General features: G+C 54.9%; 22 protein-coding genes, 1 tRNA gene and 1 riboswitch. Of the genes, 13 read left to right on the top strand and 10 right to left on the bottom strand.

The genetic code is table 11. The features are described 5' to 3' along the window. The first annotated feature begins 76 nt into the window (after positions 1–76). Both LB462_RS27970 and LB462_RS27965 read left to right on the top strand, forming a co-directional pair. A complete protein-coding gene (locus LB462_RS27970; RefSeq protein ID WP_224514842.1) occupies positions 77–718 on the top strand; it encodes a S24 family peptidase in 642 nt (213 codons plus the stop codon). Positions 719–731: 13 nt separating this feature from the next. Next, complete coding sequence (locus tag LB462_RS27965; protein WP_224514840.1) at positions 732–1,622, top strand: thermonuclease family protein; 891 nt, start codon at positions 732–734, stop codon at positions 1,620–1,622. Here LB462_RS27965 and LB462_RS27960 read toward each other — a convergent pair whose 3' ends face one another. From LB462_RS27960 to LB462_RS27950, 3 genes are all read right to left on the bottom strand, one after another. Next, positions 1,623–2,006, bottom strand: coding sequence for a VOC family protein (locus tag LB462_RS27960; RefSeq protein WP_224514838.1), 384 nt, complete (start codon positions 2,004–2,006; stop codon positions 1,623–1,625). Positions 2,007–2,039: 33 nt separating this feature from the next. After that, a complete protein-coding gene (locus tag LB462_RS27955) occupies positions 2,040–3,695 on the bottom strand; it encodes a lysine--tRNA ligase (RefSeq protein ID WP_224514836.1) in 1,656 nt (551 codons plus the stop codon). 123 nt (positions 3,696–3,818) lie between these two features. Continuing rightward, positions 3,819–4,658 carry a transporter substrate-binding domain-containing protein gene (locus tag LB462_RS27950; protein ID WP_224514833.1) on the bottom strand — a complete coding sequence of 280 codons (840 nt, stop codon included), beginning with the start codon at positions 4,656–4,658 and terminating at the stop codon, positions 3,819–3,821. Between the two features lie 350 nt (positions 4,659–5,008). Here LB462_RS27950 and LB462_RS27945 point away from each other — a divergent pair, with 350 nt between their 5' ends. Next, a complete protein-coding gene (locus tag LB462_RS27945) occupies positions 5,009–6,793 on the top strand; it encodes a glycosyltransferase (RefSeq protein ID WP_224514832.1) in 1,785 nt (594 codons plus the stop codon). Here LB462_RS27945 and ppk2 read toward each other — a convergent pair. Further along, a complete protein-coding gene (gene ppk2, locus LB462_RS27940; RefSeq protein ID WP_370637326.1) occupies positions 6,765–7,679 on the bottom strand; it encodes a polyphosphate kinase 2 in 915 nt (304 codons plus the stop codon). The genes LB462_RS27945 and ppk2 overlap by 29 nt on opposite strands. 84 nt (positions 7,680–7,763) lie before the next feature. Between ppk2 and LB462_RS27935 the strand changes: the two genes are divergently transcribed. Then, the gene (locus tag LB462_RS27935) at positions 7,764–9,017 is read left to right on the top strand and encodes an ATP-binding protein (protein ID WP_224514827.1); all 1,254 of its coding nucleotides are present in this window, start codon (positions 7,764–7,766) and stop codon (positions 9,015–9,017) included. Between the two features lie 71 nt (positions 9,018–9,088). Here LB462_RS27935 and LB462_RS27930 read toward each other — a convergent pair whose 3' ends face one another. After that, positions 9,089–9,613: a GcrA family cell cycle regulator gene (locus LB462_RS27930; protein ID WP_112528248.1), complete on the bottom strand. Its 525-nt coding sequence runs from the start codon at positions 9,611–9,613 to the stop codon at positions 9,089–9,091. A gap of 494 nt (positions 9,614–10,107) precedes the next feature. On the opposite strand from LB462_RS27930, the gene LB462_RS27925 reads away from it, so the two are divergent. The 3 genes from LB462_RS27925 to LB462_RS27915 are packed head-to-tail and all read left to right on the top strand — an operon-like array spanning position 10,108 to position 13,260. Further along, positions 10,108–11,313 carry an aspartate aminotransferase family protein gene (locus tag LB462_RS27925; RefSeq protein ID WP_224514825.1) on the top strand — a complete coding sequence of 402 codons (1,206 nt, stop codon included), beginning with the start codon at positions 10,108–10,110 and terminating at the stop codon, positions 11,311–11,313. Between the two features lie 11 nt (positions 11,314–11,324). Then, positions 11,325–12,263: an ornithine carbamoyltransferase gene (argF, locus tag LB462_RS27920; protein WP_112528250.1), complete on the top strand. Its 939-nt coding sequence runs from the start codon at positions 11,325–11,327 to the stop codon at positions 12,261–12,263. Continuing rightward, positions 12,163–13,260, top strand: coding sequence for an Hsp33 family molecular chaperone (locus LB462_RS27915; protein WP_370637325.1), 1,098 nt, complete (start codon positions 12,163–12,165; stop codon positions 13,258–13,260). Before argF ends, LB462_RS27915 begins: the two co-directional genes overlap by 101 nt. A gap of 4 nt (positions 13,261–13,264) precedes the next feature. Here the strand turns inward: LB462_RS27915 and LB462_RS27910 are convergent, their stop codons facing one another. Further along, positions 13,265–13,561, bottom strand: coding sequence for a hypothetical protein (locus LB462_RS27910; RefSeq protein WP_224514821.1), 297 nt, complete (start codon positions 13,559–13,561; stop codon positions 13,265–13,267). Beyond that, a complete protein-coding gene (gene apaG, locus LB462_RS27905; protein ID WP_112528256.1) occupies positions 13,561–13,953 on the bottom strand; it encodes a Co2+/Mg2+ efflux facilitator ApaG/CorD in 393 nt (130 codons plus the stop codon). Before apaG ends, LB462_RS27910 begins: the two co-directional genes overlap by 1 nt. Positions 13,954–14,101: 148 nt before the next feature. Between apaG and LB462_RS27900 the strand changes: the two genes are divergently transcribed. Next, a complete protein-coding gene (locus LB462_RS27900; RefSeq protein ID WP_224514819.1) occupies positions 14,102–14,437 on the top strand; it encodes an MmcQ/YjbR family DNA-binding protein in 336 nt (111 codons plus the stop codon). Between the two features lie 4 nt (positions 14,438–14,441). Here LB462_RS27900 and LB462_RS27895 read toward each other — a convergent pair whose 3' ends face one another. Then, a complete protein-coding gene (locus tag LB462_RS27895; protein WP_224514817.1) occupies positions 14,442–15,635 on the bottom strand; it encodes an O-succinylhomoserine sulfhydrylase in 1,194 nt (397 codons plus the stop codon). Between the two features lie 62 nt (positions 15,636–15,697). Continuing rightward, positions 15,698–15,777: riboswitch (SAM riboswitch) on the bottom strand. Between the two features lie 83 nt (positions 15,778–15,860). Here LB462_RS27895 and LB462_RS27890 point away from each other — a divergent pair. The 5 genes from LB462_RS27890 (at position 15,861) to LB462_RS27870 (ending at position 19,383) form a co-directional block, all read left to right on the top strand. Continuing rightward, on the top strand, positions 15,861–16,952 hold the full coding sequence (locus tag LB462_RS27890) for a 2'-deoxycytidine 5'-triphosphate deaminase (RefSeq protein WP_224514816.1): 1,092 nt from the start codon (positions 15,861–15,863) through the stop codon (positions 16,950–16,952). Positions 16,953–17,005: 53 nt separating this feature from the next. Beyond that, a tRNA-Gly gene (locus tag LB462_RS27885) sits at positions 17,006–17,079 on the top strand. Between the two features lie 23 nt (positions 17,080–17,102). After that, positions 17,103–17,369, top strand: coding sequence for a DUF6460 domain-containing protein (locus LB462_RS27880; protein ID WP_209998037.1), 267 nt, complete (start codon positions 17,103–17,105; stop codon positions 17,367–17,369). Between the two features lie 79 nt (positions 17,370–17,448). Next, a complete protein-coding gene (locus tag LB462_RS27875; RefSeq protein WP_224514814.1) occupies positions 17,449–17,943 on the top strand; it encodes a CAP domain-containing protein in 495 nt (164 codons plus the stop codon). 87 nt (positions 17,944–18,030) lie between these two features. Continuing rightward, positions 18,031–19,383 carry an MATE family efflux transporter gene (locus LB462_RS27870; protein WP_224514805.1) on the top strand — a complete coding sequence of 451 codons (1,353 nt, stop codon included), beginning with the start codon at positions 18,031–18,033 and terminating at the stop codon, positions 19,381–19,383. Here LB462_RS27870 and LB462_RS27865 read toward each other — a convergent pair. Continuing rightward, positions 19,380–20,468 (bottom strand): quinone-dependent dihydroorotate dehydrogenase, encoded by a 1,089-nt coding sequence (locus tag LB462_RS27865; RefSeq protein ID WP_224514803.1) that lies wholly within the window; start codon positions 20,466–20,468, stop codon positions 19,380–19,382. The genes LB462_RS27870 and LB462_RS27865 overlap by 4 nt on opposite strands. Further along, positions 20,465–20,812, bottom strand: a complete 348-nt coding sequence (locus LB462_RS27860; RefSeq protein WP_224514802.1) for a DUF952 domain-containing protein — start codon at positions 20,810–20,812, stop codon at positions 20,465–20,467. Before LB462_RS27860 ends, LB462_RS27865 begins: the two co-directional genes overlap by 4 nt. Positions 20,813–20,844 lie beyond the last annotated feature (32 nt).

Here is a 20,844-nt window from a genome sequence, read left to right as displayed (position 1 = left end):
GATGCTACTCGACTTTTGTCAAGTTTCCTTTATAAAACACAGTTGAAGGTATTTTTTCCTTTATTTGGATCTCATCATGTTTTCACATGACCGCATATGGGCGGCCATAGATGCGCTGGCAGAACGCCACTCGCTTTCCGTCTCGGGATTGGCGAAGCGTGCGGGGCTTGATCCAACAACCTTCAACAAATCCAAGCGCTATGCTGTCGACGGGCGCGCACGGTGGCCGTCAACAGAGTCGCTCGCCAAGATCATGGAAGCTACCGGCGCTTCTCTGGACGAATTCATGACGCTCGTTCTGGGCAGGGCCAGCGGCGGAAATAGTGGCGCGACACGTGCTGTACCGCTGCTTGGCTTCGCGCAGGCCGGCGCTGGAGGCTTTTTCGACGATGGCGGCTTTCCTGTGGGTCAAGGCTGGGATGTCGTCGAGTTTCCGGTAGGGTCTGCCGACTCTGTTTATGCGCTTGAAGTGTCGGGCGAATCCATGCTGCCGCTCTATCGCGACGGCGATACGATCATCGTTGCGCCCGGCGCGGCAGTGCGACGGGGTGATCGTGTGGTGGTGCGTACAAAGGACGGGGAAGTCATGGCCAAGATACTTGCGAGGCAGACGCCGCGGACGATCGAGTTGCAATCGATGAATTCCGAGCATCCCAATCGCACCTTTGATGCAGTCCATATCGATTGGATCGCACGGATCCTGTGGGCAAGCCAATAGGAACGCATTTTACATGCGCCAGCTACCGCTTTATGTCCTGACCGTTCTGGTGGTTTTGGGGCTGATCTACGCTTTCGTCGCGCCGTTTAATGGTGCCATCGATATGCCAAATCAAAGCCAAGGTGTCGATGTCACGCCAGAGAATTTCGAACTGCCCGATGAGATGACCAATGCCGCGCCAGAAGATCCATCGGAAGCCACACAGCCGCAGGGAAGGGTTACATCACCGCAAGCGCGTCAAGTCGATCCGGATGCGATGGCTCCCTCAGGCATTGACAATGCACCGCTCGAACGGGTGGAGCCTCGCCCACCCCTGAGTACAACGCTGGAAATGCTTCCCGCACCGCCAACAGCTCCTACGCCGGCGCCACCTCCAACGCCTGTCGACAACACCGCCAAGCCAGTACTTCTTTATCGCCCCGTCGCTACCGCAGCTGGCACAATTGAAGCAGGCGGTTACCGAATCGCGCTGGATGGGATCGAGGTAGTTCAACCGGAGGAAACCTGCAATATGGATGGCGGTAGCGTATGGCCGTGTGGCATGGCTGCACGGACCGCGTTCCGCAATTGGCTACGCTCTCGCGCGGTCGAATGCAACGTGCCGGGACAACCGCCCGACGATATCATCGCCACACAATGCAGGCTCGGCAACGCGGATCTTGCCGAGTGGCTGGTGCAGAATGGTTGGGCGCGCGCGAAGGATGGAACGGTAATGGCGGATAGAATGAAGAAAGCCGAGGAAGCCAAGCTTGGTATCTTCGGTGGGCCGCCCGCAGCACTGCCAGCCTCAACCAACTTGCCCATCCCGTCGGTAAGTGATGCGCCGGAACCTGCCGCTGAGCCGCTACAGTCTCCGCCGCCATTGGCTGTACCAAATGCCCCATTCCCACCGCGCCCGGAATAGCTATGCTTCGTGGCAAACAGCCTCGATGTTATGGCCGTCAAGGTCTCGCACAAACGCACCGTAATAATTGGGATGGTAATGCGGACGCAATCCGGGTCGTCCGTTGTCACTACCGCCAGCCGCTATGGCAGCCGCGTGAAAAGCATTGACGATATCGCGGCTTTTGACACGAAAGGCGATGTGAAGCGGCGGTTTGTTCGGCTCGCCATTGGTTACCCAGAAGTCGGGCTTGCCACCCTCGCCAAAACCCGCCACATCCGCGCTTCCCGTTATTGAAGCTGGAACTTCGTGGAGCAATTCGTATCCAATTGGAGCGAGCGCTTCCCGATAGAATTTCTTGCTTCGCTCGAAGTCACTTACAACGACACCAGTGTGATCGATCATTCGTCCCTCCGAGAGAATTTGAGGCGCACTATCTCAAGTTAATTGTCCCGTGAGTGCCCTCGCAATCAACGCGCGGGTCTCGGCGATCCCGTAGAGTGCCACGAACGATCCGAAACGTGGTCCGCGTTCCTGGCCGATAAGAACCTCATAGAGCATCTGAAAGAACGATACGGACACACCTGGCCCACCCACCGGGCTTTTTTTTGTATGGTCCTGATAGCGTTCGATGCCGCGAGCCACGTCCAACATGGCATTCTGAATCGTGCTGCCGTCGGCATTGTCAGGCAGGGCTGCGAGCGTTTTGCCCATCCCCTCGAGTGCCAGACGTTCCACTTCGTCGGGTGCTCGGAATTTCTTTGTCGGCTTTACGAAATCGTTGAAATAACGGATAGCGTAGCCGACGAGTGCATCAAGTTCCGGACTGTTCTGCGGGGTAACGCCGGGTGCGTAGCGGGAAATGAAACCCCAGAGAACGCTACGGTTTTCGGCGTTGGAAGCGCTGACGAGATTCAACAGAAGCGCGAACGGTACTGGCATCTCCACAATCGGCGGACTACCATTGTGCAGGTGCCAGACGGGATTGTTCAGCCGGTCTCTCCAGGATTGGCGTTCGTAGGCGGAGAGATAGGTGAAATATTCGTCTACTGCCTTGGGAATGACATCAAAATAAAGCCGCTTTGCGGTTCTCGGCTTCTGGAACATGTAGAGACCGAGACTTTCCGTGGGTGCATAGGTCAGCCACTCGTCGATACTGATGCCATTCCCCTTCGACTTGGATATCTTCTGGCCAACATCATCGAGAAACAATTCATAGACGAAATGTTCGGGAGCGCGGCCTCCCAAAATCTCGCAAATGCGGTCGTACACGATTGCATTTGTCTGATGATCTTTGCCGAACATCTCGAAATCCACACCGAGAGCCGCCCAACGCATGCCGAAGTCAGGCTTCCATTGCAGTTTGACATTGCCACCGGTCACGGGGACGGTAGTCTCGGTGCCGTTTTCGTCGTCAAAAGTTATCGTGCCGTTCTTGGGGTCGACGTTCTTCATCGGTACGTAGAGAACCCTGCCGCTCGTGGGAGAGATCGGCAAAAAGGGGCTATAGGTTGCCTGGCGTTCCTCCCCGAGCGTTGGCAACATCACCTTCATGATGTCGTCATAGTGCTTGACTGCCCGAAGCAACACCTCATCGAAGCGTCCCGATTTGTAGTATTCCGTCGCACTGGCAAATTCGTAATCGAAGCCGAACGTGTCAAGAAAGCGGCACAGCATGACGTTGTTGTGGTCAGCAAAACTGCTGTAATCGCCACCAAAGGGATTTGGGACGGACGACAGTGGCTTATGCAGATGTGGCACTAGAGAGGAGGGGTCCGGTACGTTGTCCGGAATCTTCCGCATGCCGTCCATGTCGTCAGAAAAGCACAGCAGCTTGGTGTTGACCAGGTCCTTGGTCAACACACGAAAGGCATGGCGCACCATGGAAGTGCGCGCCACTTCGCCGAACGTGCCGATATGCGGCAGACCCGAGGGGCCATAGCCCGTTTCGAACAATATCGTCTCGGGGTAACCGGTCCTTTCATAGCGTTTAATGATCTTTCGCGCCTCCTCGAAAGGCCATGCTTTGGCCTCTGCTGCTGCCTCGATTAATTCGGGGCTCAGTTCGATTTGGGTATCAAGGCGCGAAGTCATTCGTTTTTCCTGTGTTCCTGCCGTCTGGTAAGGCGGGCGGACACTATGGCGCAAGGTGGCCGGCGTCAATTGCATGTGCCCGTTTGAAGACAATCTGCGCTGATCTCAAATGGTTCAATCAACTCAATAAAAATCGACCGGAAAATAACGCAGATAGAGTTCGGATGTAGTGCCTTTTTCCTCCATCGCCTTCAAAGCAAAATTAAAGGCATCGATAAGTTCGCTATTCTTGCGTGTGGTCGCAATGGTCATTCCATCACCCAGAAACTGGGGTGCGATATAGGGTCCACCGACGAAGGCGCAGCAGTTGCCCGACTCAATGCTGCCGATCCAGAAGGATAGATCCGACCCGTCACCGAATACGGCGTCAATCTTCTTTGCTTGGAGATCCTTGAGCATGAGATCACGCGAGGGGTAGCCGACCCAATGGCCCTTCGGGAAGTAGTCAGCAAAAATCACTTGATGCACAGACCCTGCTACAACGCCGACTGTCTTTTTCTCGAGCGTATCGGCAAGATGTTCAGTAAGTGGCGTTTCCTTCAGCGTCACAAATCGCGCAGGCAGCCTCATATAAGGCGTCGTAAAGGCGAGTTTCTGACGCAAGGCTGCCGTCGGTCTTAGGCCAGCAATAATCGCTTCCGCCTCTCCATTTTCAAGTGTTGGCAACAATTCATTCCATGGGCGCGCTTCAACCTGACACATTGCAGTGACAGCGAGCTCATCACAGATCGCCCGCACTAGATCGATACTGAAGCCGGAAATGCGTCCTGTACTATCAATAAAATTGAAGGGCGGATAGTCGACCGTAGTCACAAAACGAATGCGCTCGATTGTGGAAAGATTCGGCTTGGAAACATGTTCACGTCCGTCCCAATAGTGCGGAAAGTTCGACGCGGCATGGGCTGGCGACACCGCCATCAGGACGATGCTTAGAGTGGTTGTAGCGAGTGTGCGGAAATGCATTCGGTCTCAACGTAACAGTGTGATTTGCCGTGACAGTAACATGATCTGGGTGCCCTTGACAGGTTGGCTCCAGTCCGTTCAGAAAAACTAATGACAATCACGAAATTTCAATATTAATTGTTAATCTTTCGCATAGTCTGCGTTATATATCGAGAAATACTACTTCTAGTGTATTGATATTTTTATATTTCAATTTTTGATTGAAGGTTTCAAATGGTATTGTTGCGTAACTACATTTGCTATTTCCAGATGTCACCGGGGAGTTTAGTTGCCACCATCCTTCATTAGAGATACCCCCCATGACCAAGGAAATAGCGATTTCGCTCGCCGCTCGCCTCTGCGCAGGTGGAATGGCGAAGCCGCCGATCATCGCGGCGTTCAGGCGATCTTTTTACAATGCGACTTCCTTCCTCGAAGAGCTTTATGCATCCGATGGTGCCGATGACACACTGATCGCCTCGTGTATTGCTGATGAAGCAGGCTTGTTGTTTGATGAGATAGCTAAAGATGTACATGTCGTCGCCCCCACCATACCGAATTCAGTGGCTCTGAGGCGCATAAGACACGCAGTAGTCGTCACATGTGATCACACGACATTGATCTATATTGCGCCGACGCTGCAAGAAATTGCAGTGCTCAAACTTCATCTTCCCCAAAGCCAGGATATCGCAGCCCGATTGAGAATAACGACTCCCGCGCACCTTTTAGAATTTCTGCTACTGCATTACGAGCGGGCGCTAGCGGAAAATGCCGTAGACATTGTCGAAACGACTAGTCGAGGATTCTCGGCAAGGATTGTTGTAACCGGCAGCCAAGGCATCCTTCTCGGGCTTTCGAGCGCGTCAATCCTATTCGGGCTTGCGCTTGCACCTTCTTGCCTATGGTTCATTTTTCATATGCTTTTCTCGGTGTTTTTTTCCGGATGCATCCTACTGCGCCTATTGGCGATGAGGGCAACGATAAGAAGAGAAACGCGAGTCCTCCCAACCGTTCCAGCGCGCGAGCTTCCTGTCTATAGCGTCATGATTGCGCTTTACAAGGAGGCCGATGTAGTTCCGCAATTGGTCCGGGCCATGACTGAGCTCAACTGGCCACGCTCGAAGCTGGAAGTAACCTTCCTGTGCGAAGCGGATGATTTCGCGACCATTGCAGCGTTCGAGGATCAAAAACTACCCCATGGTTTCATGGTCATCCCGGTGCCCGGCATCGGGCCTCGTACAAAGCCGAAAGCCCTGAACTACGGACTTCAAATGGCGCGCGGAGAATTTGTGGTTGTTTATGACGCAGAAGACCGACCGGATCCCGATCAACTGCTCGAGGCATGGCAGCGCTTCAGTGTGGGAGGGGGCAATCTAGGCTGCCTGCAAGCTCCATTGGTTATTGCGAACGCTCACGAAGGATGGCTTGCCCGCTTGTTCGCATTTGAATACGCTGTGCATTTCTTTGGCCTTTTGCCCTGGCTTGCCCGCAACGGTCTCGTGTTACCGCTCGGCGGAAGTTCCAATCATTTTCGCCGCGACTGTCTCGAGGGAGTCGGCGGTTGGGACCCATACAACATGACCGAAGATGCTGAACTTGGTACGCGGCTCGCTCGTCGCGGATTTATTGTCGAGATGTTGTCGTTGCCAACGGTTGAAGATGCGCCGACGGTCACCGACGTGTGGTTGCGGCAGCGGACACGCTGGCTGAAAGGCTGGATGCAGACTTGGCTATTCGAGATGCGGCATCCGAGGCAGTTTCTGGGCGATCTCGGTTTTCGACGGTTTCTAGTCTATCACATGTTGATAGCAGGATTAATTGTCTCTTCGCTGCTGTATCCGCTCATGCTTGTTTTCATTGCGTATTCGGGGGTCAATCTTGTTTTGGAAAACGCTGCTACCGCCGATCGCGGTATTTTACTCTATGATTGCATGAATATTACTATGGGTTATCTTTCGTTCCACGCGCTGGGAAAGCGTAGCCCCGTAGGTAAAGATATAAAGGGTTCGATACTGCGCGTCATACCGTTTTATTGGATGTTGGTATCCGTCGCGGCATGGCGTGCGGTCAAACAGCTCTGCACACAGCCCTTTCTATGGGAAAAGACGCCTCACCGACCGGCCGCGGTTAGAGAAAGCCTGGACCCGAACCGATAATCAAGGCGTCCTCGTTGCCGATCAAATCGAGATCTCGGCCCTTGTAGGGTAGGCTCAAGAGTATTCGGCGGATTACTGCATGGCGTGCGCGGCGTTTGTCGTTGGAACGCACGATCGTCCACGGCGCGTAGGGCGTATGGGTCCGAGCAAACATCTGGTCGCGTGCCTTCGTATAGTCGTCCCACTTTTCGGCGCCCATGATATCGATCGGTGAGAATTTCCAGTTCTTTAAAGGGCTATGCCTGCGATCGTGGAAGCGTTTCAATTGCATGATCTGGCCGATATCAAGCCAGAATTTGAAAAAATGAATATCATCGGCCACGACCATACGCTCAAGGCCGGGTGTCTCTTCGAGAAATGTCTCATGCTGTTCGGGGGTGCAAAATCCTAGCACGGGTTCGACCCCCGCGCGATTATACCAGGAACGGTCGAAGGTTACGAATTCGCCCGTGGTGGGAAAGTGCGAGACATAGCGTTGGAAATACCATTGGCCCCGCTCGGTCTCGCTGGGTTTGGGCAAGGCGACGTTGCGCGCGGAGCGCGGGTTCATGTATTGACGCAAATTGAAGATCGTGCCGCCTTTGCCCGCCGCGTCGCGTCCCTCGAAAACCGCCATCACCCGGCCGCCGGTATCCTGCAGCCAGTATTGCAGCTTCACCAGCTCGATTTGCAGCTTCTCGAGGGTCTCCGCGTATTCGTCTTTTGGCATCTTTTCAGTATAGGGAAAATCACCGGATTCCAGCGCGCCATCCTCGATCCAGACCGGTAATTTCGGATCGTCAATATTGAAGCTGCGCTTCTTGCCGTCAATCTTCAGTTTGAGTGTGGATTTCCCCTGACCCGGGCGTTGCGATGTCTTTTTTGAATCTTTACCCAACTCATTCATCCTCAATTGACATAAAGCCATGTTATTGGGAGAGCGTTGGCTCGTCCAGAGGCGAAAAAGGACTGTAGTGCAGGAGTTTAACGCATGCGCATATGGAGGCTGGAAAGCCGGACCTTGTGGCGAAGAGCTGTGGAAAGGTTGATCCAGGCGCGGTTTGTGCTGGGAGTTGCTGCATTCATAACGGCCTTGGTTTTAAGTTCTGGCGCGTCCTGGTGGTTGAGTTTTGGCATCCTGATGCTGGTTTTCCTTGCCGTCGTCATGCTTTCCGCAGCTCTGCCCCGCAACACAGCCCGACACATCGATATGAATATTAATGATCCGGCAATCTTCAGCCTGTCAGGTCAGCAACTTGCAGCGCAATTGCCGGATCCGCTGATCATTTTTGATCATGAGGGGACGATACTTTACGTCAATCCTGCTGCCAATGGCGCTTTTCCGCCATTGGCGCGGGGCGGTGCGCTATTGATGCATTTTCGTGCGCCTGAAATGCAGACATTGGTCCAATCGGTCGTGGCGGATGCGATGGCGCGATCTGTCGACTACTTTGAGCGCGTTCCAGTAGAGCGCTGGTATCGCGCCACCGTGCTTCTGCTCGACCAGGCGGGTGGAGCAGATCGACAATATCTGTTGTCATTCCGCGACCAAACCGAGGCGCATCGTCTGGAGCGCATGCGGTCCGACTTCATCGCCAATGCCAGTCATGAGTTACGCACGCCGCTCGCCTCGCTCAGCGGTTTTATTGAGACATTACGAGGCCCCGCGCGAAATGATGAGGCGGCGCGCGATAATTTCCTCCAGATCATGCAGAAACAGGCCGAACGTATGGCGCGGCTGATCGATGACCTGCTGTCTTTATCGCGCATCGAGATGAAGGCACATATTGCCGTCAAGGATCAGGTTGATCTGGCGGTGGTGCTCAACCATGTGGCGGACTCGCTTAGTCCGCTCGCTGCCGAGCTTGGCGTCGAGTTCGAGCGCAACATTGATGCTGGCCCCATCAATGTTCTCGGCGATCGTGATGAACTGACGCAGGTTTTCCAAAACCTCCTGGAAAATGCCTGCAAATATGGCCAATCCGGCAAAAAGATTATCATTGAGTTAAAGCGGGATGGTGGGTCCATCAAGGCCACGATACAGGATTTCGGTCCGGGCATACCGGACGAGCATATACCGCGGCTTACTGAGCGGTTCTACCGTGTCAGCTTGGAGACGAGCCGGGCTCAAAAGGGAACTGGTCTTGGCCTTGCTATCGTCAAACACATCCTTACACGACATCGCGCACGGCTGACCGTCCGGTCCAAAGTAGGCGAAGGCTCGTCGTTCACCGTCGTGTTTTGACCCCTGAAAGGCCATAGCTCGCAACAAAAAAGGCGCCACTCGGCGCCTCTATGGGTTGTCTACACTCGAAACTACCGGATACGGCGGCGATCCGAAGCCGGCTGATACGCCAAACGGGAATGATAAGTGCAGTAAGGGCCGGATTCGCCGACATCATTACCGCAGAAATTGAAATCCGGCTGTAGAGGATCCCCGACTGGCCATTTGCAGGTTCGCTCGCTCAACTGCACCAGTTCAAGTCGCCGGGAAATTGGCACGACGACATCGGTCACCGTTTTCGTAACAGTGTGCGTCACGAGATCAGTGCTGTATTCTGTCTGCAATGCGGTTGCGCCGACACTTCGGTTTACAACCCTGCTCGACATGTGTCCGAGGGAGCCGGCGCTTCGATGGCCGCTGGACGCACCGGTGTTGACCTTTTTGCTGCGTGTCTGGGTCGATGTGGTCTTGCCACGTCCCGACAGCTTCAACCGATGTACCTTGCCAATGACAGCATTGCGGCTGACACCACCCAGTTGTGCTGCGATCTGGCTTGCACTCAGACCTTCGGCCCAAAGTTTCTTTAGCTGCTCTACGCGCTCATCTGTCCAGTTCATCGTTTCCTAGCTCCATATGGGGCTCAGTTTTGTGCGGACGTTAGACTGAATCCTTCCTCGTATCTGGATTGCTCCAGATTGGCCTGATACTATATCTATTCAGATGACGAGGACGCCGCACGAAATCTAGCTATTTCGTTTCCCAACGTACAATATGGGATGACTCTGTGACAAGAGTCGGGCGAGTGTCACGGTATGGGTTTTTGGGGTTTTCCCCAACTTGCGCGGTTAACTGTTGCAAAAAAACACTCGCTAAGCGGCTTGGGCTTGCTCGTTAGAGTTGCAGGGAGGAAATCTTGAATGCATCGGGAGCTCAGGTCGCAGTGAAGACTTGTAAAGTGTTCATTTGACAACTGAGGTTCGAATGACGATATTACCATTGTGTGGCCGCCCCCAAAAATGGCATTGTGGGGCGGCTTTTTGATTTCATCGCTGCCGGTTTTTCTTTGTAATCAGCAGGTTTGGCAAACTGGGTTTTGGAGGCCCTTGACGATATGACGGACGCAAACGCGCAACCGCTTTACGACACTTATGCTCGTGCGGATCTGTGCTTTGAGCGAGGTGAGGGCATGTGGCTAATTACCGAATCCGGTGATCGTTATCTCGACTTCGCTGCCGGTATCGCGGTCAATTCGCTTGGCCATGCGCATCCACACCTCGTCGAGACCTTGAAAAGTCAAGCCGAGAAGCTTTGGCATGTCTCCAACATCTATGAAATTCCAGGCCAAAAGCGCTTGGGCCAGCGGCTCGTCGATAATACCTTCGCCGACAAGGCCTTCTTCACCAATTCCGGTGCAGAGGCGCTCGAATGCGCGATCAAGACAGCGCGGCGCTATCACTACGTCAATGGTAATCCCGAGCGATTCCGCATCATCACGTTTGAAGGCGCCTTCCATGGCCGTACGCTGGCGACGATTGCCGCTGGTGGTCAGCTGAAATACCTTGAGGGTTTTGGACCAAAGGTCGAAGGCTTTGATCAGGTAGCTTTCGGTGACGAAAAGGCATTGAAGTCAGCGATTGGACCCGAAACTGCCGCCATATTGATCGAACCGATCCAGGGCGAGGGCGGTGTGCGTCCGGTGCCCGACGAAGAACTGCGCGCGCTGCGCAAGCTCTGCGACGAACACGGCTTGCTATTGATCCTTGACGAGGTTCAGACAGGAATGGGCCGCACGGGCAAGCTCTTCGCGCACGAATGGTCTGGCATCAAGCCGGACATCATGGCCGTCGCCAAAGGTATTGGTGGTGGCTTTCCGCTCGGTGTATGCCTTGCGACCGCCGAAGCCGCCAAGGGCATGACTGCCGGCGTGCATGGCACGACCTACGGTGGCAATCCGTTAGCCATGGCTGTAGGCAATGCAGTCCTTGACGTCGTTCTTGAAGAAGGTTTCCTTGATCATGTGCGGCAGATTGCGCTGTTTATGAAACAGGGGCTGGCCTCAATTTCCGATCGCTATCCGGAAGCGATTTCCGAGGTGCGTGGCCGCGGCTTACTGATCGGTCTGAAGTGCGCTGTACCAAACACGACGATGGTTCAAGCATTGCGCGATGAACATTTGCTTACCGTCGGCGCGGGCGACAACGTCATCCGCCTTTTGCCACCACTGGTTGCAACCGAAGCGGATGCCCGTGAGGCCCTCACGCGGATCGAAGCTGCAGCCGAGCGTCTGTCAGTTACAGCCAGACTGAAAAGCGCGTAGAGACAAGTCTTATGATGATCAAACAGGACCTCCGTCATTTTACGGATATCTCGGCGCTTTCGCCTAGTGATCTGCGGCACATTCTCAACGATGCGCGCGACCGCAAAACGCGTCTCAAAGCCGGCAATATCGAAAAACCCTTTGCCGGCAAGGTGCTGGCAATGATATTCGACAAGCCTTCAACGCGCACGCGCGTGTCCTTCGATGTGGGCATGCGTCAGCTCGGCGGCGAGACGATCATGCTAACGGGATCGGAAATGCAGCTTGGCCGCAGCGAGACTATTGCCGACACCGCAAAGGTGTTGTCGCGCTATGTCGATATCATCATGATGCGAACAACCACACATGAACGTCTGACCGAGATGGCCGAAAACGCCACCGTGCCAGTGATCAATGCGCTGACCGATGACACGCATCCATGCCAGATCATGGCGGATATCATGACATTCGAGGAACATCGCGGTGCGGTGAAGGGCAGGACTTTCGCTTGGACAGGCGACGGCAACAATGTGCTGCACTCGCTCGTCGAGGCGGCGGCGCGGTTTGATTTCAATCTCAACATCGCAACGCCGGAAGGCAGTGAACCCGACAGCAAATATCTCGATTGGGCCAAGCGCGCTGGTGGCAGGATTAGACTGACAACTGATCCAATCTCGGCGGTTGAAGGTGTTGATTGTATCGTCACCGATACCTGGGTATCGATGGGACAGGAAGGCCGTGCGCGCGGTCACAACGTGTTCATGCCATACCAGGTCAACGACGCATTGCTGAAACATGCCGGCCCTGATGCGCTTTTCATGCATTGCCTTCCCGCACACCGCGGCGAGGAGGTGACTGACTCCGTCATAGATGGACCGCATTCTGTCGTTTTCGACGAAGCGGAAAACCGTCTACATGCACAAAAGGCAATTCTTGCCTGGTGCCTCGAAGGAGGTCGCCCGAATGCCTGATTCTTCCATCCGCACTGACGAATATGTATTCGCTGGCGATGACGCCGTGGTTCCGTTCCAGGTCGAGGAACTGGACGCGCGCGGGCGTGCCGTTCAGCTCGGACCTACACTAGACGACATTTTGAGCCGCCACGACTATCCGGAGCCAGTAGCGAAGCTTCTGGCGGAGGCGATCGTCCTTACGGTACTACTCGGCACATCATTGAAATTCGATGGGAAGTTCATCTTCCAGTCCCAGTCGGACGGACCAGTCGACATGCTGGTCGTCGACTTTCGCACGCCGAATTCCGTTCGCGCGTACGCGCGCTACGACGAGGAGCGCTTGGCCGAAGCCATCGCTGAGAACAGACTTTCGCCGGTAGAGCTGATGGGCGGCGGCACGCTCGCACTCACCGTCGATCAGGGCGAATACACCCAGCGGTATCAGGGCATCGTTGCGCTCGATGGCTCCAACCTCGAAGAGATCGCCAAGACCTATTTCCGCCAGTCCGAGCAGATTCCCACCGACCTTCGTCTTTCGGTTGCAAAGCTGATCGAACGTGGCGAAGACGGCAAGCCGGTCGAGCAATGGCGCGCCGGTGGGCTCATCGTGCAGTTCCTGCCTGAATCGGAACTGCGCATGCGTCAGCGTGATCTACCAGCGGGTGACGCGCCGGAATCTGACGACGACGATGAAGTCGACCTTGTCGAAGACGATGACTGGGCTGAAATCAAGGCACTCGTTGCGACCATCGAAAGCTCGGAATTGACCGATCCTCAAGTTGGAGCCGAACGCCTGCTATACCGCTTGTTCCACGAGCGGGGCGTCCGTGTTTTCGACGCAGTGCCGGTGAACGATGATTGCTCGTGCTCACGGGAAAAAATTGCCGGCGTACTGTCTGGCTTCACTGCTGAAGAGATTACCGACAGCATCGAGGATGGCAAGATTAGCGTCACCTGCGAATTTTGCTCGACAGAATATGAATTCGATCCGGCAGAGTTTTTGCCAAAGAATTGAGCAATCAGGCACGCATTGGCGCGGTTATTTCGTGAACGATCGTTACCACAATTAATAGTGCGATGAATGCGCAGATAATCAACCAAAGCGGCCATACTCTCGTTGATTTCTTCGCCAGAAGGCCGACGATGAGACCGGGGACCATCACCAGCGCGACCAACTGACTGACAGCTTCCGTTCTCGTTGTGAAGCTTGGCAGACTATAGCCGAGAAACTGTGCGCCTATGGCCAAAGCAAAGGCAACGGCAGAGCAGGCCAAAGCCTTGATGTAAGGCGATTGAGTGCGATTTGACTCTTGCATCAGTTCAATGTGCGTAACTGATCGGGCAGGTCAAGTGAGAATGCTGGAATCTCGATATCAAACCGTACTCCGCTGTCGGTCTGCATTGTATAGCGACCGACCATGACGCCAGATGTTGTCGTCAGGGGACAACCGGAAGAGTATTGGAAGGAGTCGCCGGGATTGAGAATAGGTTGTTCACCGATGACGCCTGGACCGCGTACTTCCTCCATGTGGCCATTACCGTCGGTGATTTTCCAGTAGCGCGCACGCAATTGCACAGTAATCTCCGACTCGTTGGCGATGGTAATGCGGTATCCCCAAACGTACCGGTTCTCTTCCGGATTGGATTGCTCCTCCAGATAGAACGGTTCGACGGTTACCTCAATATCGCGCGTAATAGCTTTGTACATACCTTCTCTCAGTTTGTGTCCCTCATATCGCGGGTCGGCGCCATCGCGTCAACCATCCAGAGAAAGTCCGGTTTAAATCCTTCGTGATCGGCGCATTTCTCGCTAATATAGGGATGAAGCCGTTCGGTGGAGCTAAGCAATTCTGTTGATGAGCCTCGAAGAATTTGCAGAAATGGCGCTTTCATTTCCTGAAGCTATTCAGGCAAGTCATTTCAACACGACCGATTTTAGGGTGAATGGAAAAATCTTTGCGACGCTGCGCCCTGAGAAGCTGCGCGGTGTATTGTTGCTCACTCGCGAAGATCAATCCCTCTTGTGTGAGACGTCGAGAGATATGTTTGAGCCTGTGCCGGGACGCTGGGGCGAAAAAGGTTCGACCTATGTCGTTCTGGACAGCGCCAATCCGGACGCGGTACGCCATGCCATGGCAATCGCCTGGAAGAAGGCCGCGCCAAAATCAGTCTCCGCGCGGCATATCCTCTAATCTTCTACAGTGCCGCTTTCAGAGCGATATCGAGATCCTCGATCAGATCGTCCGCGTCTTCAAGTCCGACCGACAGCCGTAATAAACCATCGGAAATACCGAGTTCGGCGCGAGCCTCGTCCGTAAGATTCTTGTGGGTAGTTGTGGTCGGATGGGTGATCAGGCTCTTTGAATCACCGAGATTGTTGGAAATCTGGATGACTTCCAGGGTGTTCTCGACGTTGAACGTCGCCTTCTTGGCGCCCTTTACTTCGAAGGCGATCAGCGTGGAACCGCCCGACATCTGCTTGGCGATGATATCAGCTTGCGGATGATCGGCACGTCCCGGATAAATTACTTTGGAGATCGCCTGATGATCGGCAAGGAAATCGGCGATCTTTGCTGCACTCTCCGTCTGCTGGCGCACACGCACGGCCAAAGTTTCGAGACCCTTCAGCATGACCCATGAGTTGAACGGGCTGAGCCCAGGGCCGGTATGGCGGAAATATTCGTGCAGATTTTCGTCTACCCACTGCTTGTCGGAAAGGATCACGCCGCCAAGACAACGACCTTGTCCATCGATATGTTTGGTCGTGGAATAGACAACGATGTGCGCACCGAGTTCCAGCGGCTTCTGGAAGAGCGGCGTCGCGAAGACGTTATCGACGATGAGTTTGGCGCCGACAGAATTCGCTACCTGTGCCACAGCCGCAATATCGATAACTTCCAGTGTCGGGTTGGTCGGGCTTTCGAGGAACAGCACCTTGGTGTTCGGGCGGATGGCGTTTTGCCAGTTCTCGATCTTCGAGCCATCTATCAAAGTAAAATCAACACCGTAGCGCGGCAGAAGCGTTTCTATGATGTAGCGACACGAGCCGAACATCGCCCTTGCGGCCAGAACGTGGTCGCCGGCCTTGACCTGGCAGATTATGGCTGCTGCCACAGCCGCCATGCCTGACGCCGTAGCACGCGCATCTTCAGCGCCTTCTAATGCGCACATGCGCTTTTCGAACATGTCCGTTGTCGGATTAGCATAGCGGGAATAGATGAAGCCCGGCTCCTCACCCTTGAAACGGGCTTCAGCGGCTTCGGCGCTGGGGTAGACAAAGCCTTGCGTCAGGAACAACGCTTCGGACGTTTCACCGAAGCCTGAACGCAGCGTTCCGGCATGGACGAGTTGGGTTGCGGGGCGCAGCTTGCGGGTGATGTTCGCGGTCATCGTCTTCTCAATCTGCCAGAATCTGGCCAATAAAAAACCGGCCTTGCGTGAATCGCAAAAAGGCCGGACGAAACCGGGCCTCTTTTAGCAAATTATTTAACGTGGCTGCAAGCCGGCCGGCCAAATCACCACGGGATAAAACTGCTTTAATCCTCTCAAGCGCTTGCGTCAACCGGGCGAGACGCTAAAGCTTTTGTATGTTTCTGTAAGGTTTTGGCGATTGACATGAGTAGACATCAAGCAGGTATTCTGGCGGACGGTGGCATTAGGGCTCTGTATCAGGCCGGCGCGCTCAGGACAGAGCGGGATTTCGATGCTGATCAGATCCAGCCTGCAAGCCTTGACCTGCGGCTTGGTAGGAAAGCCTATCGCGTCCGCGCCAGTTTCATGCCGGGGCCTGGAACCGCCGTTATCGACAAGCTTGAGCGTCTCAAGCTGCATGAAATCGATCTGACCGAAGGCGCGGTGCTTGAAACCGGCTGTGTCTATATCGTTCCCTTATTGGAAAGCCTGAGCCTGCCGCCTGAGGTTTCTGCTTCGGCCAATCCGAAAAGCTCCACCGGTCGACTCGACATTTTCACGCGCGTCATCGTCGACGGTGCGCAGGAATTTGACAAAGTGCCAGCAGGCTATCACGGGCCGCTCTATCTTGAGGTCAGTCCGCGCACCTTTCCCATCGTGGCACGTACCGGTTCGCGTCTGTCGCAAATCCGCTTCCGCACGGGGCGCGCACAATTGGAAGAGGTAGAACTCACGGCTTTGCATGCGGCGGAAATCTTGGTCGCGTCCGAAACGCCCAACATTTCGGGGGGTGGCATCGCGCTGTCAATCGATCTGACTGGCGATGCGAACGGTCTCGTCGGCTATCGCGGCAAACATCATACCGGTGTCGTTGATGTGGATAAACGCGGTGTGCACGACCTCTTCGATTTCTGGGAACCCATCCACGATCGTGGGGCGCGCGAACTGGTGCTCGATCCCGACGAGTTCTATATTCTGGTTTCGCGCGAGGCCGTGCATGTGCCACCGCTTTATGCCGCAGAAATGACGCCTTTCGATCCGCTGGTTGGAGAGTTCCGCGTCCACTATGCCGGTTTCTTCGACCCGGGTTTCGGCCATACTGCTGCGGGTGGAACCGGCAGCCGCGCGGTACTTGAGGTGCGCAGCCATGAAGTACCGTTCATTCTCGAGCATGGTCAGATCGTCGGACGCCTGATCTATGAGCATATGCTGGAGCGCCCGCGCGCGCTTTATGGAACCGACCTCGGTTCCAACTACCAGGCACAGGGCCTGAAATTGTCAAAGCACTTTAAATGATACGCGGGGAACGCTTGACAAGAATGGGCTTCAACGAACATTGATAAGCAGATGCGGGTGTAGTTCAATGGTAGAACGGCAGCTTCCCAAGCTGCATACGAGGGTTCGATTCCCTTCACCCGCTCCATCTTTTCCAACACCGGAGAACAAATGTCGGAAAGAATGAACCGCTTCCTGGGAGACTCGCCCGGTCGGGTCCTTGTGAAACTGATCGTGGTCTCGTTGGTGGTGGGCGTCGTCATGAATGCCTTCGACTGGTCTCCTATCGACATTCTTTATGGTTTCGAGAACTTTATTCGCCGCATTTGGAATCTCGGTTTTGGTGCTATCGAACGTTTTGCCGCTTATTTCCTGCTCGGCGCGGTGGTTGTCATTCCCTGCTTCATCATTTTGCGCTTGCTGAGTTATCGGCGCTAAATTTCCGCTACAGCCAACTTCGGCCCGAAGGAGCCACAATTGCCGGATATCGGCGGACGGTCTCCTTCAGGAATCTTTCATGTCCGAAAAGAATTTTTATCTGTCGCGCCGCAACTTTCTTGGCCTCACCGCGGCTGCGGTTCTGCCGCTATCTGCCTGCCAGACTGCCATGAAAACGCCAGGAAAAGTTGTGGGAGCTTCTGCTGAGGCTAATTCAAACGTGCAAGCGATCCGCTCCGCCAATGGCCTCGCCGGGTTGAGCGCTGATCCCATGCTGGAACGTGCCGCCTTACAACAGGCGGCCTACATGGTAAGTGCTGGCCGTATGGCTCACACGACTAGCTGGGGTCGGAGCTTTGCCTCCCGTGTAAGGGATAACGAAATTCACGGCCTTGCAGCTGAGAATATCGCCATGGGGCGCATGGATATGGACCAGCTTTTTGCCAGGTGGATGGCATCGCCGCCACATCGGCGTAACATGCTCGATCGGCAATTTACCCGTTTCGGTTTGGCCTATGCAGAGTCCACAAATGGCGGTGCCGAGCGCTATTGGGCACTGGTTCTGGCAAGTTAGCACTGATTGCGGCGATTGCACTGGAAACCGCGGCGATCCGATGGCATAGAGCAATAGTAGCCGTGTGGTTGCAATCTCCGGTGCTTCATGACAATCGAAACTTCGCCTCTCGGATCAAAAATTGTTCGCCCGTTCGAGGTGACCAACAAGTTGATGCTGGCAATTACGATTCCGGTGATGCTGGCATCGCTGACGACGCCATTGCTCGGATTGGTCGATACTGCGGTGATTGGCCAGCTCGGTGATCCGCACCTGCTGGGCGGCCTTGCAATCGGCGCACTGGTTTTTGACTTTCTGTTTTCGACAATGAATTTCCTGCGCGCGGGCACGACCGGGCTTGTAGCGCAGGCAATGGGAAGACACGATAATGTGGAACAGCAAGCAGTCTTTTGGCGCGCCGTCGGCATCGCCGCCGTAGCTGGTGTACTCTTCATTGCGGTGACGCCCCTAGTCCTGCAAGCGACGATCAGTTTCATGAACCCGGATAAAGCAGTCTCGGACGCCATGTCGACCTATGTCTCGATCCGCCTGTTGTCATCGCCCATGGCGCTGGGCAATTTCGTGGTTCTGGGCCTGTTGCTCGGCCAAGGGAAGGCCATGCAAGGGCTGTATCTTCAGTTCCTGCTCAATGGCGTCAACGTTCTGATGACCATCTGGTTCGGCCTTATCATGGGCTGGGGCGTTGCCGGTATTGCTTGGGGGACCTTGCTCGGTGAAACAGTTGCGCTCGTGGTTGGCTTACTCATAATCTACCGGCAATTCCGTGCGATACCGAATCCGTCCCGGGCGCGGGTGTTGGATCCGCACGAGATTCGCCGCATGTTTACTGTCAACCGCGATATCATGCTGAGGTCGTTCTTTCTGCTAATCGCCTATGCCTATTTCACCCGCGCTGGAACGGAAGCGGGTGCGGTGACGTTGGCAACGAATGCGGTTTTAATGAATTTCCTGCTGATCTCCGGTTATTTGATCGATGGCGTAACCACGGCCGCAGAACAGATTTCCGGCCGTGCGGTAGGGGCCCATTATCGTCCGGCATTCGACCGCGGGATAAAGCTGTCGTTCCTGTGGGGCTTGTTGCTGGCGACAGCGATGGCTGTATTCTTTTTGATCTTTGGTGATGCGATTGTTGCGTTCCTGATCAAATCAGACGAGGTGCAGGAAATGGCATCGCTTTATTTGCCGTGGGCAGCCTTGGCGCCGGTTGTCGGTCTGCTGGCTTTCCATATGGACGGGGTGTTTATTGGCGCGACATGGTCGCGCGACATGCGTAACATGATGATCCTGTCGCTGATCGGCTATTTCGCTGCCTATTTCATCCTGCCGAAGTTCTTCGGCAACCACGGGCTATGGCTAGCGCTGCACCTTTTTCTTGGTCTGCGCGGCATTTCCCTATTAGCGATTCTGCCGAGCCGAGCACGAATACAGTTTGCCAACTAGGCTGGGATTGCTTTTGTGGCCCAATCGTCAACGTCGCAATCGCGTAGTGCCGCGATGGTACTGACGCTGTCGCGCTTCAGGGTAGCCGACATGCCCTTGACGATTTCGTTTGCCAGGCCGGGACCGCTAAAGATCATGCTGGTATAGAGCTGGACGAGATCGGCTCCGGCCCGAATTTTGGCAATGGCCGTCGCCGCGCTGTCAATGCCACCAACACCGATTATCGCCAAATCGGTTCCTACGCGCTGGCGCATCTTGGCGAGTACAATCGTCGACCGTTCGAACAGTGGCGCTCCGGATAGGCCGCCTGTCTCGCCAGTGCTCTTCCTGCTTTTCAGACCCGCGCGAGACAGCGTCGTGTTGGAAATTATCAGCCCGTCCAGTGAGTGGGAGCTGATCTCGGCGGCAATATCGTCAAGACTGGCTTCGGTCAGATCGGGTGCGATCTTGAGAAAAACAGGACGCCTGACGCCCGGTTGTGCATCGCGTGCATCGAGTACCTTGCCTAGCAGCTCTCTAAGGCTTTCTCGCGCCTGCAGATCGCGCAACCCTGGCGTGTTCGGAGAGGAAATATTAACGGTAAAGTAACTCGCGAGAGAATGGAATTTCCTTATACCTGCCACATAGTCCGCGACGCGGTCAGTGGAGTCCTTGTTGGATCCAATGTTTATCCCGACGATACCGGCATGCGAGCGTCGCTCGGTCAGGCGTCGGAACGCCGGATCATGACCTTCATTGTTGAAGCCAAGCCGGTTGATTACCGCATTGTCTTCAACAAGGCGAAAAATGCGCGGCTTCGGATTGCCAGATTGCGCCCGCGGTGTGAGCGTTCCGACTTCGGCAAAGCCGAAGCCGAGCCGCAGCAATGCATCGGGTATTTCGGCATTTTTGTCATAGCCAGCGGCCATGCCGAGCGGATTAGGAAAACTGAGGCCAGCGACAGCGACACGCAGAGCCGGATCGTTGTTGGGTAAACATGCTGGCACAAGGCCCGTCTTCAATGCTTTGATCGAGAGACCGTGCGCATCTTCCGGGTCGAGTCTAAACAGCATTTTGCGGCCAATTGACCCGAACAACCTACTCATGCACTCAACTCCGGAAATTTGTGCTTGCCGTCGCCACCCAAGGGCAGTGGCTTGATCCATAAGACAGCGTCGAGAGGCAATGACGCATAGAGGTGCGGGAAGAAATCGCCTCCGCGCGAGAGCTCGTATCTAAGAGCTGTGCCCAGTCTCTCCGCCTCGACTGCAATCAGCACAAGATCATTCTGGCCAGCGAAATGCTTGGCGGCTGTCTCGACTGCCTGGGCCGCAGTGGAAAAATGGATATAGCCATCCGCGTGGTCGATCGGCGCGCCATCGAATATGCCTCTCGCTTCTGCAGCTTGCCAAAGGGCACACGGAGCGATCTTGTAGATCAGTTGAGTCATGAGTGTCTTTACTAGACGCAAACCGCCGATGC

It is taken from the genome of Phyllobacterium chamaecytisi, from assembly GCF_020164455.1.
Taxonomy (GTDB): Bacteria; Pseudomonadota; Alphaproteobacteria; order Rhizobiales; family Rhizobiaceae; genus Phyllobacterium; species Phyllobacterium chamaecytisi.
This window is presented reverse-complemented; position numbering and strand designations above follow the sequence as displayed.

Coding starts and splice junctions, on each gene's coding strand:
- LB462_RS27970 (WP_224514842.1), top strand. CDS start 77: ATGTTTTCACATGACCGCATATGGGCGGCCATAGATGCGCTGGCAGAA.
- LB462_RS27965 (WP_224514840.1), top strand. CDS start 732: ATGCGCCAGCTACCGCTTTATGTCCTGACCGTTCTGGTGGTTTTGGGG.
- LB462_RS27960 (WP_224514838.1), bottom strand. CDS start 2,006: ATGATCGATCACACTGGTGTCGTTGTAAGTGACTTCGAGCGAAGCAAG.
- LB462_RS27955 (WP_224514836.1), bottom strand. CDS start 3,695: ATGACTTCGCGCCTTGATACCCAAATCGAACTGAGCCCCGAATTAATC.
- LB462_RS27950 (WP_224514833.1), bottom strand. CDS start 4,658: ATGCATTTCCGCACACTCGCTACAACCACTCTAAGCATCGTCCTGATG.
- LB462_RS27945 (WP_224514832.1), top strand. CDS start 5,009: ATGGCGAAGCCGCCGATCATCGCGGCGTTCAGGCGATCTTTTTACAAT.
- ppk2 (WP_370637326.1), bottom strand. CDS start 7,679: ATGAATGAGTTGGGTAAAGATTCAAAAAAGACATCGCAACGCCCGGGT.
- LB462_RS27935 (WP_224514827.1), top strand. CDS start 7,764: ATGCGCATATGGAGGCTGGAAAGCCGGACCTTGTGGCGAAGAGCTGTG.
- LB462_RS27930 (WP_112528248.1), bottom strand. CDS start 9,613: ATGAACTGGACAGATGAGCGCGTAGAGCAGCTAAAGAAACTTTGGGCC.
- LB462_RS27925 (WP_224514825.1), top strand. CDS start 10,108: ATGACGGACGCAAACGCGCAACCGCTTTACGACACTTATGCTCGTGCG.
- argF (WP_112528250.1), top strand. CDS start 11,325: ATGATGATCAAACAGGACCTCCGTCATTTTACGGATATCTCGGCGCTT.
- LB462_RS27915 (WP_370637325.1), top strand. CDS start 12,163: ATGGACCGCATTCTGTCGTTTTCGACGAAGCGGAAAACCGTCTACATG.
- LB462_RS27910 (WP_224514821.1), bottom strand. CDS start 13,561: ATGCAAGAGTCAAATCGCACTCAATCGCCTTACATCAAGGCTTTGGCC.
- apaG (WP_112528256.1), bottom strand. CDS start 13,953: ATGTACAAAGCTATTACGCGCGATATTGAGGTAACCGTCGAACCGTTC.
- LB462_RS27900 (WP_224514819.1), top strand. CDS start 14,102: ATGAGCCTCGAAGAATTTGCAGAAATGGCGCTTTCATTTCCTGAAGCT.
- LB462_RS27895 (WP_224514817.1), bottom strand. CDS start 15,635: ATGACCGCGAACATCACCCGCAAGCTGCGCCCCGCAACCCAACTCGTC.
- LB462_RS27890 (WP_224514816.1), top strand. CDS start 15,861: ATGAGTAGACATCAAGCAGGTATTCTGGCGGACGGTGGCATTAGGGCT.
- LB462_RS27880 (WP_209998037.1), top strand. CDS start 17,103: ATGTCGGAAAGAATGAACCGCTTCCTGGGAGACTCGCCCGGTCGGGTC.
- LB462_RS27875 (WP_224514814.1), top strand. CDS start 17,449: ATGTCCGAAAAGAATTTTTATCTGTCGCGCCGCAACTTTCTTGGCCTC.
- LB462_RS27870 (WP_224514805.1), top strand. CDS start 18,031: ATGACAATCGAAACTTCGCCTCTCGGATCAAAAATTGTTCGCCCGTTC.
- LB462_RS27865 (WP_224514803.1), bottom strand. CDS start 20,468: ATGAGTAGGTTGTTCGGGTCAATTGGCCGCAAAATGCTGTTTAGACTC.
- LB462_RS27860 (WP_224514802.1), bottom strand. CDS start 20,812: ATGACTCAACTGATCTACAAGATCGCTCCGTGTGCCCTTTGGCAAGCT.